The organism is Rothia sp. HMSC069D01 (assembly GCF_001810135.1).
Classification (GTDB): Bacteria; Actinomycetota; Actinomycetes; order Actinomycetales; family Micrococcaceae; genus Rothia.
Genome location: NZ_KV800075.1, coordinates 1 through 12,657 on the forward strand (window position 1 = coordinate 1; position 12,657 = coordinate 12,657).

General features: G+C 57.6%; 8 protein-coding genes and 1 tRNA gene. 8 read left to right on the forward strand and 1 reads right to left on the reverse strand.

Translation table 11 applies throughout. The features are described 5' to 3' along the window. Window positions 1-44 precede the first annotated feature (44 nt). Window positions 45-182 carry a 50S ribosomal protein L34 gene (rpmH, locus tag HMPREF2710_RS00035; RefSeq protein ID WP_049332235.1) on the reverse strand — a complete coding sequence of 46 codons (138 nt, stop codon included), beginning with the start codon at window positions 180-182 and terminating at the stop codon, window positions 45-47. Between the two features lie 569 nt (window positions 183-751). Here rpmH and dnaA point away from each other — a divergent pair. From dnaA to HMPREF2710_RS00075, 8 genes are all read left to right on the forward strand, one after another. Next, the gene (gene dnaA, locus HMPREF2710_RS00040; RefSeq protein ID WP_070598862.1) at window positions 752-2,452 is read left to right on the forward strand and encodes a chromosomal replication initiator protein DnaA; all 1,701 of its coding nucleotides are present in this window, start codon (window positions 752-754) and stop codon (window positions 2,450-2,452) included. A gap of 801 nt (window positions 2,453-3,253) precedes the next feature. Beyond that, window positions 3,254-4,378, forward strand: a complete 1,125-nt coding sequence (dnaN, locus tag HMPREF2710_RS00045; protein WP_049349951.1) for a DNA polymerase III subunit beta — start codon at window positions 3,254-3,256, stop codon at window positions 4,376-4,378. 116 nt (window positions 4,379-4,494) lie between these two features. Continuing rightward, window positions 4,495-5,736 (forward strand): DNA replication/repair protein RecF, encoded by a 1,242-nt coding sequence (gene recF / locus HMPREF2710_RS00050; RefSeq protein ID WP_070598864.1) that lies wholly within the window; start codon window positions 4,495-4,497, stop codon window positions 5,734-5,736. After that, window positions 5,729-6,424, forward strand: coding sequence for a DciA family protein (locus HMPREF2710_RS00055; RefSeq protein WP_070598866.1), 696 nt, complete (start codon window positions 5,729-5,731; stop codon window positions 6,422-6,424). Before recF ends, HMPREF2710_RS00055 begins: the two co-directional genes overlap by 8 nt. A gap of 443 nt (window positions 6,425-6,867) precedes the next feature. After that, on the forward strand, window positions 6,868-8,904 hold the full coding sequence (gyrB, locus tag HMPREF2710_RS00060) for a DNA topoisomerase (ATP-hydrolyzing) subunit B (protein ID WP_070598868.1): 2,037 nt from the start codon (window positions 6,868-6,870) through the stop codon (window positions 8,902-8,904). A gap of 79 nt (window positions 8,905-8,983) precedes the next feature. Next, complete coding sequence (gyrA, locus tag HMPREF2710_RS00065) at window positions 8,984-11,614, forward strand: DNA gyrase subunit A (RefSeq protein ID WP_070598870.1); 2,631 nt, start codon at window positions 8,984-8,986, stop codon at window positions 11,612-11,614. Continuing rightward, entirely contained in the window at window positions 11,614-12,210 is a 597-nt protein-coding gene (locus tag HMPREF2710_RS00070; protein WP_012902635.1) for a DUF3566 domain-containing protein, read from the forward strand. Before gyrA ends, HMPREF2710_RS00070 begins: the two co-directional genes overlap by 1 nt. A 198-nt stretch (window positions 12,211-12,408) precedes the next feature. Then, window positions 12,409-12,482 (forward strand) — tRNA-Ile (locus HMPREF2710_RS00075). The last annotated feature ends 175 nt before the right edge of the window (window positions 12,483-12,657 follow it).

The window sequence follows — 12,657 nt, forward strand, 5'->3', positions numbered from 1 at the left end:
CCCCGCCGATGCGTGTGCATCGGCGGGCGAACTATATGCCGTGATTAGGCCGAGAGCTTTGCGCGGCCCTTACCGCGGCGGTTCGACAGAATCGCGCGGCCTGCACGGGTACGCATACGCAGACGGAAGCCGTGCTTCTTAGCGCGACGGCGGTTGTTCGGCTGGAAAGTACGCTTGCTCATACTTTGTCTCCTTGATTTTTGCGGTTCGTGCCCTCACGGGTATCGGAACCGTACGCTTCTTGGTGCACGGAGGTACCGCGACTATTCGCAGTAGGCGGTGCACACACAACAGCACAACTTTAGAAGAGTGGAGGGCGTAAATCAAGTTCTTGACGCTTTTTTCCGCGTGATTCCGGGCTCGTTTGTGGTGTGGAGGCGGTGATTGCGGCGGGTGTACAGGCCGTGGAGATACTACGTGCTCTCGGGGTGTAAACCTGGGGATATTTATGGCAGCAGGATATCCACCATGGTGCATATCCCACCCAAACCCCCTACTATCGGTGAGTTATCCACATCCTTGAGCTTTTGGAGTTTTCCGCTAAATATCAGGGAAGAAGCCCCGTTATGCACTTAAATCCACCGCTTATCCACCCCTGTAATTACAAGTTTTCCACCGTGTGGAAAACTCTTGTGGATAACTTTCTCCCCCTGTGTATTAAGCGGGTAGAATCTTAATGACCTCGCGGTGGTTTCCGGCATGATTTCTTTACTGCACCACCGCTTCACATCGAGTGAAAGTAAAGAATTCCATGACCGACTCCCTTCAGGCGCGCTGGGCGCATCTGCTCTCCATTCTTGCCGCCGATCCGGCGGTAACGGCACGTCAGCGCGGTTTCGTGAATCTTGCGCAGCCTCAGGGATTGATGGGTTCTTCTCGCCTCATCATTGAGGTGCCGAATAAGCTCACCCGTGCGGTCTTTGAGGAGCAGATTAGCGCTTCGTTCCGTGCGGCTCTGCACGAGGCATTTGGCCCGTCGACCACCGCGCTTTTCGATGTGAATGAGTCGATGATTCCGGTTGAACCTGCAAATCAGGACGTTTTCCATGGTGAGCGTGAGGTGCCTGCTGAGCAGTCGCACGCACCTGCTGTCGTTCCGGCGGCTTCTGCACATCCTGAGGCGCCCGCCGGTTCGCGCGCTTTTGAGTACTACACCGAGCCGCATCCGGGCCCTGACCACTACGAGGTACCCGCTGATGAGCAGGTCACCCGCCCCTCCCTGCAGGCTTTGGAGGCGGAGCGTGCCGGATTCCCCTCCGCGCAGCAGTCGACTGCTCCTGTTGCGGGTGCGCCGGCGCCTCGCGAGTACCCGGCACCCACTTTCGTTCCGGACGCCCCGGCGGTACCGGAGGCTCAGCAGGTGCATCCGCATGAAGACCCGGAAAACGCGCCGACTTGGGATAGCTCGGCCCGACTGAACCCGAACTATACCTTCGACACCTTCGTGATTGGTCAGTCCAACCGCTTTGCGCACGCAAGCGCTTTCGCGGTGGCGGAGCAGCCCGGTATTGTCTACAACCCGCTGTTCATCTACGGCGGTTCGGGTCTGGGTAAGACCCACCTGCTGCACGCGATCGGCCACTACACCAAGTATCTGTACCCGAATTTGCGGGTGCGCTACGTGAATTCTGAGGAGTTCACGAACGACTTCATTAACTCGATCCGTGATGATGAGGGTTCGTCGTTCAAGCAGATTTACCGCAATGTTGATGTTCTGCTGATTGACGATATCCAGTTTTTGGCGGGTAAAGAGGCGACGATGGAGGAGTTCTTCCATACGTTTAACGCCCTGTACAACCACCAGAAGCAGATCGTGATTACCTCTGATTTGCCGCCGAAGCAGCTGACCGGTTTCGCTGAGCGTATGCGTTCGCGTTTCGGTTCGGGCCTGAACGTGGATGTGCAGCCTCCGGAGCTGGAGACTCGTATCGCGATTCTGCGGAAGAAGGCTCAGAACGAGATTTTGCCGGTGCGCGATGACGTCATGGAGTACATTGCTTCCCATGTCACGGCCAATATTCGCGAGTTGGAGGGCGCTCTGATTCGTGCGAGCGCTGCCGCCTCGATGAAGAAGCCGCCGGAGCCTATTACCCTGGCTGAGGCGGAGACCTATCTGAAGGATTTGCTCTCTGATACCGGTGGTGCGGAGATTACGTCGGCGCTGGTTTTGGCGACGGTGGCGAAGTATTTTGATGTGTCCATTGAGGATATGCAGTCGAAGTCTCGCACCCGTACGCTCACGAATGCGCGTCAGGTGGCGATGTATCTTCTGCGTGAGCTGACCGAGATGTCCCTGCCGCGTATTGGTAACGACTTGGGCGGCCGCGACCATACGACGGTGATGCACGCGGTGCGTAAGGTGAGCGCGCAGATGGCGGAGCGTCAGACGATTTTCAATCAGGTGACTGAGCTGACGAATTTGATCCGCCAGGAGCAGCGCGCCGCTGGCTAGATGCGCTTTTATTCCTGTCCCGTAGCTTATTTTATGCCTCGACTAGGTGTTTTATAGGCTTTGGGGCGGGGGCTTCACGCTGGATTCAAGGACTTTAGCGACTCTCAACGCTGGATTTTCGGGGTGTGGATAAGCTGTGCTTTAACTCATGCGTTCATGTGGACGTTAAGTGCATGAATATTCAAAAGGTGTGGAATTGAGGAAATGTATAAATATCCATGCACAATGCATCCTCAGCGCTGAGTGGATTCTTCCACTTAATGTCCACAGGCTACTTCCGCGTCATTGCAGGCAAGGAAGGGGTTTTCCACCGTTTCCACAAGCGTTAACAATACTACTGTACTTAAAGAAAAAATCCTCCCCATAACAAGTAGCTCTGCTCAACCGACCGAGCCGGTTCAGGTTTTTCTGTGCGCCCCTACTGAAAACGTAGATTTTCGCGGATTTGGATCGATAGCTGCACGCTATCTCTGGGTTTGGATTTGAAGGTTGGGTTTGAAGAAGAAACCAACACCGAACCATTACCTAATTCGAACCTGTTTTCGACTGGGTTTGCTACGCCTTCCGCCTATCTTTGTAATTACAAAAATACAGCGGCTCTGCATGCCTCATCTCACCCGATTTTTCGCTGCAGGATCGACTTTCGAGTCTCTGTGTAATTACAAAATCCGGTAGGATGGATAGACGCGCGCGCGGAAGATTCACTGCGCATCAGAGCACGCGATATTTCCGGCTCTTTCGCCCATAAGCTTTACGTGCGCCCCAAAATGACTCTCCAATTCCGTGAAAGGCGCCTTCTCGATGAAATTCACCGTTGAACGCGATGTCCTTGCCGAAGCAGTCGGCTGGACGGCACGCTCACTTCCGCTGCGTCCCACCTCCCCCGTACTCAACGGTCTGCTGATTACCGCCTCCGCAGGTGAGGTCAGCATCGCAAGCTTCGATCACGAGACCAGCGCCCGTCAGGTCATTGCAGCCGATGTTGAAGCAGAAGGCGTGTGCCTGGTTCCCGGCAAGATCCTGGCAGAAATTTGCCGCTCCCTGCCGAACGCACCCGTCGAGTTCACTGCAGATGAGTCCGTGATTCGTATTCACTGCCGTTCCGCTAACTTCCAGCTGGCTGGCATGCCGGTCGTGGACTACCCCGAGCTTCCCGAGCTTCCTGAAATTTCAGGTACCGTGGACGGCGCCGAATTCGCTGAAGCCGTCAAGCAGGTTCAGATTGCTGTGTCCAAGGATGAGACCCTGCCGCTGCTGACCGGTATCCGCGTTGAAATCAATGGCGACACCATGACCCTGCTCGCCACCGACCGCTACCGCCTGGCAATGCGCGAGATTAAATGGAACCCGCGTAACCCCGATGTTCAGGCGGCTGTGCTGCTGAAGGCTAAGACCGTCTCCGAGGTCGGTAGCACCCTCTCCGGTTCCGGCGAACTGTCTATCGCCCTGCCCGCCGCCGGCGAGCTAATCGGCTTCGCAGCGGGTACCCGCCGCACCACCAGCGTCCTGATGGACGGCGACTACCCCAACATCCGTGCCCTGTTCCCCGAGCAGACCCCGATTCACGCGGTGGTTCGCACCTCCGACCTGGCCGAGGCTGCTCGCCGTATCTCCCTAGTGGCGGAGCGTAACACTCCCCTGCGTCTGAAGTTCACTCAGGGTTCGGTTGCTATTGATGCCGGCCGCGGTGATGAGGCTCAGGCTTCCGAGACTCTGCAGGCGCACCTGTCCGGTGATGACATCACCGTTGCGTACAACCCCGCCTACCTCTCGGATGGTTTGAAGGTTTTCGGTACTGAGTTCGTTCGTTTCTCCTTTACCGATGCGCCGAAGCCCGCCGTGATTTCCGGTCAGGACGAGCCTCTGGCTGAGGATGACCGCAACTACCGTTACCTGCTGATGCCGGTTCGCCTGCCGTCGAACTAGTTTCAGTGTTTGCCGCCCCGCGCGCCTCCCAAGGTTCTGCCCAAGGAAGCCCGCGGGGCTGTGCTTTCTGCCCTCCCGTACCCATCCCCAACCGAACTGCACGAAAGGAGCTTCCGGTGTATATCGACCATATTTCGTTGTTGGATTACCGCACGTACGCTCTGCTGAGCCTGCCTCTTTCGGCGGGAGTTACGGTGTTTCTGGGGTCGAACGGTGTGGGTAAAACCAATATTGTTGAGGCGATCGACTATGCGGCGTCGCTGTCTTCGCACCGTGTGAGCCATGACGGACCGCTGGTGCGGGCGGGTGCTTCGCGCGCCTATATCCGTACCCGTACGGTGCGCGGTTCGCAGCAGACGGTGACCGAGTTTGAGATTGCTCCGGGGCAGAGTAACCGGGTGCGCATTAATCGTGCCGCGCCGGTGCGTGCCAAGGAAGCCCTGGGTATTGCCCGCACGGTGCTGTTTTCCCCGGAGGATCTGCAACTGGTGAAGGGGGACCCTGCGGGGCGTCGTCGTTTTGTGGACGATTTGGCGAGCTCTTTGCGTCCGGTGGTTTCCGGGTACCGTAGCGAGTATGAGCGGATTTTGCGGCAACGTAATTCGTTGCTGAAATCCATGCAGCGTAAGGCTCGGGACGAGAACGCCTTGAGCACGCTCTCGGTATGGGATGAGCAGCTGTCGACCCTGGGTGCTCAGCTGCTTTCAGCGCGTTTTCGTCTGTTACAGCGTTTTTTGCCGCAGCTTCGCCGCGCCTACACGGGGCTGACAGACGGCTCTAAAGAGGTTGGTTTCAACTATGAGTCGACTGTTTTTTCGAGCATGGGCGAGCGCTCAATCGAGCATGCGGCACTGATGCGCATTGAGGATCTCAAGGAGGCTTTGATGCGTGGTTTTACGGAGCGCCGACGCGACGAGATTGAGCGTGGCGTGACCCTGGTGGGTCCGCACCGTGAGGATATTACCCTGCTGCTCGGTGGCATGCCGGTGAAGCATTTTGCCTCGCACGGCGAGAGCTGGTCTTTTGCTCTGGCTCTGAAGTTGGCGTCCTGGTTTGTGCATGTTGAGGATGACTCCTCGGTGGGTTCTTCGCCGATTCTGATTCTTGATGATGTGTTTGCGGAGCTTGATTCTGCGCGCCGCCACCGCCTGGGTGCGATGGTCGCCAACGCGGAGCAGGTGCTGATTACCTGCGCAGTACTTAGCGATATTCCGGAGGAGCTGGGCGACTACCGCCTGGTGTCGGTGACGGCGGGGCACGCCGAGTATGTGCAACCCGCCGGCGACTCTGTCACTGACTCTGTGGGGCAGTCGAACTCGACCGTTTCTGCGCTCGCGGAAGGTGGCGGCGATGAGTAGCCCCGTCCACCCTCAAAACCATGTTTCACGTGAAACATTCGATGAGTTCGCGGAATCGCAGTTTGCGGAGCCTCAAAACCCGCACGAGGTTGACGGCGTGGATGAGTTCTACCGTGACGAGGTGGACGCCCCCTCCGCCCTGCTAACCCGCATGCGAGTGGCGGCTCAAGAACGCGGCGAGGCGCCCCTGAATGTCTTCTCGGCGAATAAAATCATGCGTGATTTTGGGGCGGTCATGTCCGGTGCCGCCTCGAAGAAGAAATCGCGGCGAGCGCAGGGCTGGGATCCCCGCGTCATGGGTGGCTATAGCGGCCCCGGAGAGAGCTCTCGCGACCCTAAACCCCTCGGTGGCATCGTTAGTGCCCTGATTCGCTCTCGCGGCTGGAAAGAGCCCGTGGCGGTCTCTAGCGTGCTGGCGCGTTGGGCTGAGCTTGTGGGCCCCGAAATCGCCGCGCATACCCGCCCGATCAGCTTCGAAAACTCCATCGTTGAAGTCCAGTGCGACTCTACCGCCTGGACCACGCAGCTGCGTCTGATGCATGGGCACCTTATCGAACTTTTCCGCAGGGAACTGGGCGAGGGTGTCGTAGCTCAGGTCCGCGTGTTGGGCCCGAATAACGGTCGCTGGAGTCAGCGAGGCTATCGGCGCGCCACCGGCATGCGCGGTGTGCGCGATACCTACGGGTAGGCGCATCGCGTCGCTGCGTCGCATTGCCACGGCGGGAAACTGAGACATTGGGGGCGTTGTATGAAACGTGCCCCTTTTCTGCACCTCATGATTTTCTGCACGCTATGAAAGCTTTAGAATCGCCGGCAACCTCCACGAAGTGGTGAACCGTACCCCCTATCTCAAAAGGGGGTTGAAACACTCTAAACCGCCTTTGCGGGCTTTTGAGCGGGTGGTGGCGCCCAAAAAAGCTCAATATGTGACGTATGTAGATGGTTTTATGCTCTCTTGCTCGGTAAAATAAAAGAGACAATGCGTAAAGTGTGCCCACCTATGGGCATCACCGGCAACGCGGGTTGTGCAGGCGCCATCTGGTGCCCTTCGTGAGGCGTTCTAGGCTCCCCTCTGAGCTGCCCGCAGTTCTTCTTCGCCGGTTGCATCATCTACTCAAGGAGTTCTGCCTCGTGGCATCTGAACAGAATGCATCTGAACAGCCGCATGAATACGGTGCATCCGATATTACCGTGCTGGAAGGTCTGGAAGCGGTTCGCAAGCGCCCCGGCATGTACATTGGCTCGACCACTGAGCGCGGTCTGCACCACCTGGTCTACGAGGTTGTAGATAACTCGGTTGACGAGGCGCTCGCCGGTTACGCCTCCAAAATTGACGTGACCATCCAGGCTGATGGTGCTGTTCGCGTAGAGGATGACGGCCGCGGTATTCCCGTGGATGAGCACCCCACCGAGCACAAGTCCACCGTTGAGGTCGTTATGACCGTGCTGCACGCTGGCGGTAAGTTTGGCGGCGGCGGCTACTCTGTTTCTGGTGGTCTGCACGGTGTGGGTATCTCCGTGGTGAACGCGCTGTCCACCCGCGTGATTACCGAGGTGCACCGCCAGGGCTACGCATGGCACATTTCTTTCTCTAATGGCGGTGTGCCGGACGGCCCCCTGCGTAAGGGTGAACCGTCCGATAAGACCGGTACCATTCAGACTTTCTACCCGGACCCCGAGATTTTCGAGACCGTCGAGTTCGACTTTGAGACTCTGCGCGCCCGTTTCCAGCAGATGGCGTTCCTGAACAAGGGCCTGACCATCACCCTGACCGATGAGCGCGAGAAGTTCGTCGGTGACGAGGTTGCTGAAGAGAGCGAGAAGAAGGAAAACATCCTCAACCGCGTGCGCGCGAACGCTGAGGGTTTCACGACTGTCACCTACCGTTACGACAACGGTCTGTTCGACTACGTACACTTCCTCAACGCAGGCGCGAAGACCATCGTGAACGAGGAGATTGTCTCCTTCGAAGCCGAAGACACTGAGCGCAATATGAGCCTGGAAGTGGCGATGCAGTGGACCGGCGCCTACAAGGAATCCGTCTACTCGTACGCGAACACGATTAACACCCACGAGGGCGGTACTCACGAAGAGGGTTTCCGTGCCGCTCTGACCTCGCTGGTGAACCGTTACGCGCGTGAGAACAAGCTGTTGCGCGATAAGGACGATAACCTCACCGGTGAAGACGTGCGTGAGGGCCTGACCGCGGTGATTTCGATTAAGATTTCCGAGCCGCAGTTCGAGGGTCAGACCAAGACCAAGCTGGGTAACTCGGAGGCTAAGTCCTTCACCCAGCGTGAGGTGAACGATCACCTCGGCGACTGGTTCGGTCGTAACCCCGCGGTGGCGAAGGATATCGTGCGCCGCGCGATCACCGCCGCTCAGGCGCGTATTGCAGCCCGTAAGGCACGCGAGACGACCCGCCGCAAGGGTCTGCTGGAGACCAGCTCCATGCCCGGTAAGCTCAAGGACTGCTCCTCGAAGGATCCGTCGATCTCTGAGATTTACCTGGTGGAGGGTGACTCTGCGGGTGGTTCGGCTGTTCAGGGTCGCAACCCGAACACTCAGGCTATTCTGCCGCTGCGCGGTAAGATCCTGAACGTTGAGCGCGCTCGCCTGGACCGTGCCCTGTCCAACGCTGAAATTCAGGCGATGATTACCGCTTTCGGTACCGGCATTGGTGACGACTTCGATATTGAGAAGGCACGCTACCACAAGATCGTTCTGATGGCGGATGCGGACGTCGATGGCCAGCATATTACGACTCTGCTACTGACTCTGCTCTTCCGCTTTATGCGTCCGCTGATTGAGGCTGGCTACGTGTACCTGGCTCAGCCGCCGTTGTACCGCATCAAGTGGTCGAACGCTCCGCACGATTATGTGTACTCGGACGCTGAGCGTGATGAGGCTCTGGCTCGTGGTGCTGCGAAGAACCTGCGCCTGCCCAAGGAGAACGGTATTCAGCGTTACAAGGGTCTGGGCGAGATGGACTACACCGAGCTGTGGGACACCACCATGGATCCGGCTCGCCGCACCCTGCTTCAGGTGAAGATGGAGGATGCAGCGGCGGCTGACCAGATCTTCTCTGTTCTGATGGGCGAGGACGTTGAGGCTCGCCGTGAGTTTATCCAGCAGAACGCAAAGGACATTCGATTCCTCGATATCTAGCCCGAATCAATATATACCCTACGGGCAATATACCAGTCGGGGTATATATTGATTGAGCTATTAATTTAATGAGAAAGTTATGAGCGAAGAACACCAGAATGAGACTACCAAAGCTGACGTTGTCAGCAATGGTGGCGCTGAAAGCGTAGACCACCACGGTCACATTGAACAGGTGGACCTGCAGACTGAGATGCAGCGTTCCTACCTGGACTACGCAATGGCGGTTATTATTGGCCGCGCCCTGCCGGATGTGCGTGACGGCCTCAAGCCCGTGCACCGCCGCGTGATCTACGCGATGTACGACGGTGGCTACCGCCCGGATCGCGCCTTCAACAAGTGCGCCCGCGTGGTCGGCGACGTGATGGGTCAGTTCCACCCCCACGGTGATAGAGCTATCTACGACACTCTGGTGCGTCTGATTCAGAGCTGGATTATGCGTTACCCGCTGGCGCTGGGTCAGGGTAACTTCGGTTCTCCCGGTAACGACGGTGCCGCAGCACCTCGATACACCGAGACCAAGATGGCACCCATCGCCTTGGAGATGGTGCGCGACATCAACGAGGACACCGTTGATTTCCAGCCGAACTACGACGGCAAGTCCCTGGAGCCGACCGTTCTGCCCGCGCGCATCCCGAATCTGCTGGTTAACGGTTCTTCGGGTATTGCTGTGGGTATGGCGACCAATATTCCGCCGCACAACCTGCGTGAGGTTGCTGAGGGTGTGGAGTGGTTCCTGAAGAACCCGCACGCTACCAATGAGGAGCTGCTGAACGCTCTGATGGCTCGCATTACGGGCCCGGACTTCCCGACCGGTGCGCAGATTCTGGGCACCAAGGGCATCGAGGATGCGTACCGCACCGGCCGTGGTTCGATTACCATGCGTGCCGTGGTCAACGTCGAAGAAATCCACGGACGCACCTGCCTGGTCGTCACCGAGCTGCCCTACCAGGCAAACCCGGATAACCTGGCCATCAAGATTGCCGAGCTCATCAAGGACGGCAAGGTCACCGGTATCGCCGACCTGCGCGACGAGACTTCGGGTCGTACCGGTCAGCGCCTGGTGATTGTGCTCAAGCGTGATGCTTCCCCGAAGGTTGTGCTGAACAACCTGTACAAGCACACCCAGCTGCAGGAGAACTTCTCCGCGAACATGCTGGCCATCGTGGACGGCGTGCCCCGCACCCTGTCCCTGGACGCTTTCGTGCGCCACTGGGTCAACCACCAGCTGGATGTTATCGTCCGCCGTACCCGCTACCGTCTGCGCCAGGCGGAGGAAGAGGCGCACATCCTGCGCGGCCTGCTCAAGGCCCTGGATGCTCTGGATGAGGTTATTGCCCTGATTCGCCGCTCCCCCACCGCTGATGAGGCGCGTAGCGGCCTGATGGAGTTCCTGCAGATTGATGAGGCTCAGGCTCAGGCAATTCTGAACATGCAGCTGCGTCGTCTGGCTGCCCTGGAGCGTCAGAAGATTCAGGATCGTCACGATGAGCTGATGCGCATGATCGCTGAGTACAACGCGATTATTGCTTCGGAGACTCGCCAGCGCGAGATTATCTCTGAGGAGCTGGGTGAGATTGTGAACCGCTACGGCGATGAGCGTCGCACCCAGATTATGTACGGCTACAACGGCGACATGTCCATGGAAGACCTCATCCCCGAGGAGGAGGTCGTGGTGACGATTACTCGCGGCGGCTACATTAAGCGCACCCGCAGTGATCAGTACCGTAGCCAGCACCGTGGTGGTAAGGGCATTAAGGGTGCCTCGCTGCGCGGTGATGACGTGGTGGAGCACTTCTTTGTGACCACTACGCACAGCTGGATTCTGTTCTTCACGAACCTGGGTCGCGTGTACCGTGCGAAGGGTTACGAGCTGCAGGAAGCCGGTCGTGACGCGAAGGGCCAGCACATTGCGAACCTGCTGGAGTTCCAGGGCGGTGAGCATATTGCTCAGGTCATGGAGCTGAAGAGCTACGAGGATGCTGAGTACCTGGTGCTTGCTACTCGCGGCGGCATGGTGAAGAAGAGCCGCCTGAGCGATTACGATACGAACCGTACTGCCGGCCTGATTGCGATTAACCTGCGTGAGGGCGATGAGGTTGTTTCGGCGTTCACCGTTTCGGATAAGGACGATATTCTGCTGGTGTCGCGTAACGGTATGTCGCTGCGCTTCCATGCTGATGATGCGTCGTTGCGCCCGATGGGTCGTTCGACCTCCGGTGTGACCGGTATGAAGTTCCGTGAGGGCGATGAGCTGATTTCTGCGAATGTGGTTACTGAGGGCTCCTTCGTCTTCGTGGTCACTGAGGGTGGTTACGCGAAGCGTACGAGCGTGGATGAGTACCGTGTGCAGGGCCGTAACGGCTTCGGCATTAAGGTTGCTAAGCTAGTTGAGGATCGTGGCGCCCTGGTGGGTGGCCTCATTGTGGACGAAGAGGACGAGGTGCTGGTGGTTATGGCCAGCGGCAAGGTCGTTCGTTCTAACGTGAATGAGGTTCCTGCGAAGGGACGCGATACTATGGGTGTTATCTTTGCAAAGCCCGGTAAGGGCGATTCTATTATTGGTGTTGCACGCAACCAGGATCGTCAGCTGGATGATAGCGACGATGAAACCACTGAGAACACCGAGGCTTCGGAGTCTTCTGAGGCGCCCGGTACGGACAACGAGGGTGAAGCGGCGGCTGCCGATCTCACCGCTACTGGAGGTAACTAATGAGCAGCACTCCCGCGAGCTCCTCTCCTGCGTCGGCACAGCGTTCGGCGTCGGCTGGTGCATCTAAGTCTTCGGGTGCGGCTAAGGCTGGCGCGCGTCGCCCGGCTCAGGCGCGTTCGGGCCAGGCTCGTCCTGGCGGTACCGCTAAGCGTCCTGTCGGCAAGCGCCCTGTAAACGCTAAGCGTCCGACCGGTTCGCGCCGTCAGCTGGTGCGTCCGGCGCCGCGTTCGAAGATTCGTCGTGCGCGTCTGGTGGTTCAGAAGGTTGATACGTGGTCGGTTGCTAAGCTGATCTTCCTGCTGTCAATTGCCCTGGGTATCGTGACCGTCGTGGCTTCGGTGATTCTCTGGCTGTTCCTGCAGGCTTCTGGTGCGTTTACCGGTGTGAACCAGCTGATTAGCTCGCTGGGTACCGGTTCGACCACTGTGGATATTTCGCAGATGATTTCGCTGGGTCAGGTTGCTTTGGTGACTACTATTTTTGCTGTGGTCAACACTGTGGTCTTTACTCTGCTGGGTATGATTGGCGCGATTCTGTACAACCTGGCTGCGAAGCTGGTTGGTGGCGTGACCTTGACTCTGAGTGATGAGTCCTAGTTTGTAGCTTTTGAGCTTTGTGTGCGGGCGGTTCTGTCTCTGGTGGAGGCGGTGCCGCCCGTTCTGCATGCCCCGCTCTGTATGCTCGGGAACCCCCAATATTAAAGTGTGATACAGAACATGCTTTTTTGATTTGGTGTTACCTTCAAACACCTGTATAGTTATATCTCGTTCTACGGAAGAAATTCCGCAGAAGGAGGGCGTATAGCTCAGACGGTTAGAGCGCTTCGCTGATAACGAAGAGGTCCCAAGTTCGATTCTTGGTACGCCCACTCCACACTATGAAAGGCAATAATGAAGAAATTATTGATTCTTGCTGTTCTTTCGTGTGTTACTGTGATGGTTCTGAAAAAGTACCAGAGCAATGAGGTCGTGAAGGCTTGGAAAAATAACTAAACAGTGGTTTCCGCTGAGACGGGGGCGTGGCGCAATTGGTAGCGCATCTGC

What these genes read in the sequence shown, in the direction of transcription:
- rpmH (WP_049332235.1), bottom strand. Translation starts at nt 182, where the DNA reads ATGAGCAAGCGTACTTTCCAGCCGAACAACCGCCGTCGCGCTAAGAAG.
- HMPREF2710_RS00070 (WP_012902635.1), top strand. Translation starts at nt 11,614, where the DNA reads ATGAGCAGCACTCCCGCGAGCTCCTCTCCTGCGTCGGCACAGCGTTCG.
- HMPREF2710_RS00055 (WP_070598866.1), top strand. Translation starts at nt 5,729, where the DNA reads ATGAGTAGCCCCGTCCACCCTCAAAACCATGTTTCACGTGAAACATTC.
- gyrA (WP_070598870.1), top strand. Translation starts at nt 8,984, where the DNA reads ATGAGCGAAGAACACCAGAATGAGACTACCAAAGCTGACGTTGTCAGC.
- dnaA (WP_070598862.1), top strand. Translation starts at nt 752, where the DNA reads ATGACCGACTCCCTTCAGGCGCGCTGGGCGCATCTGCTCTCCATTCTT.
- dnaN (WP_049349951.1), top strand. Translation starts at nt 3,254, where the DNA reads ATGAAATTCACCGTTGAACGCGATGTCCTTGCCGAAGCAGTCGGCTGG.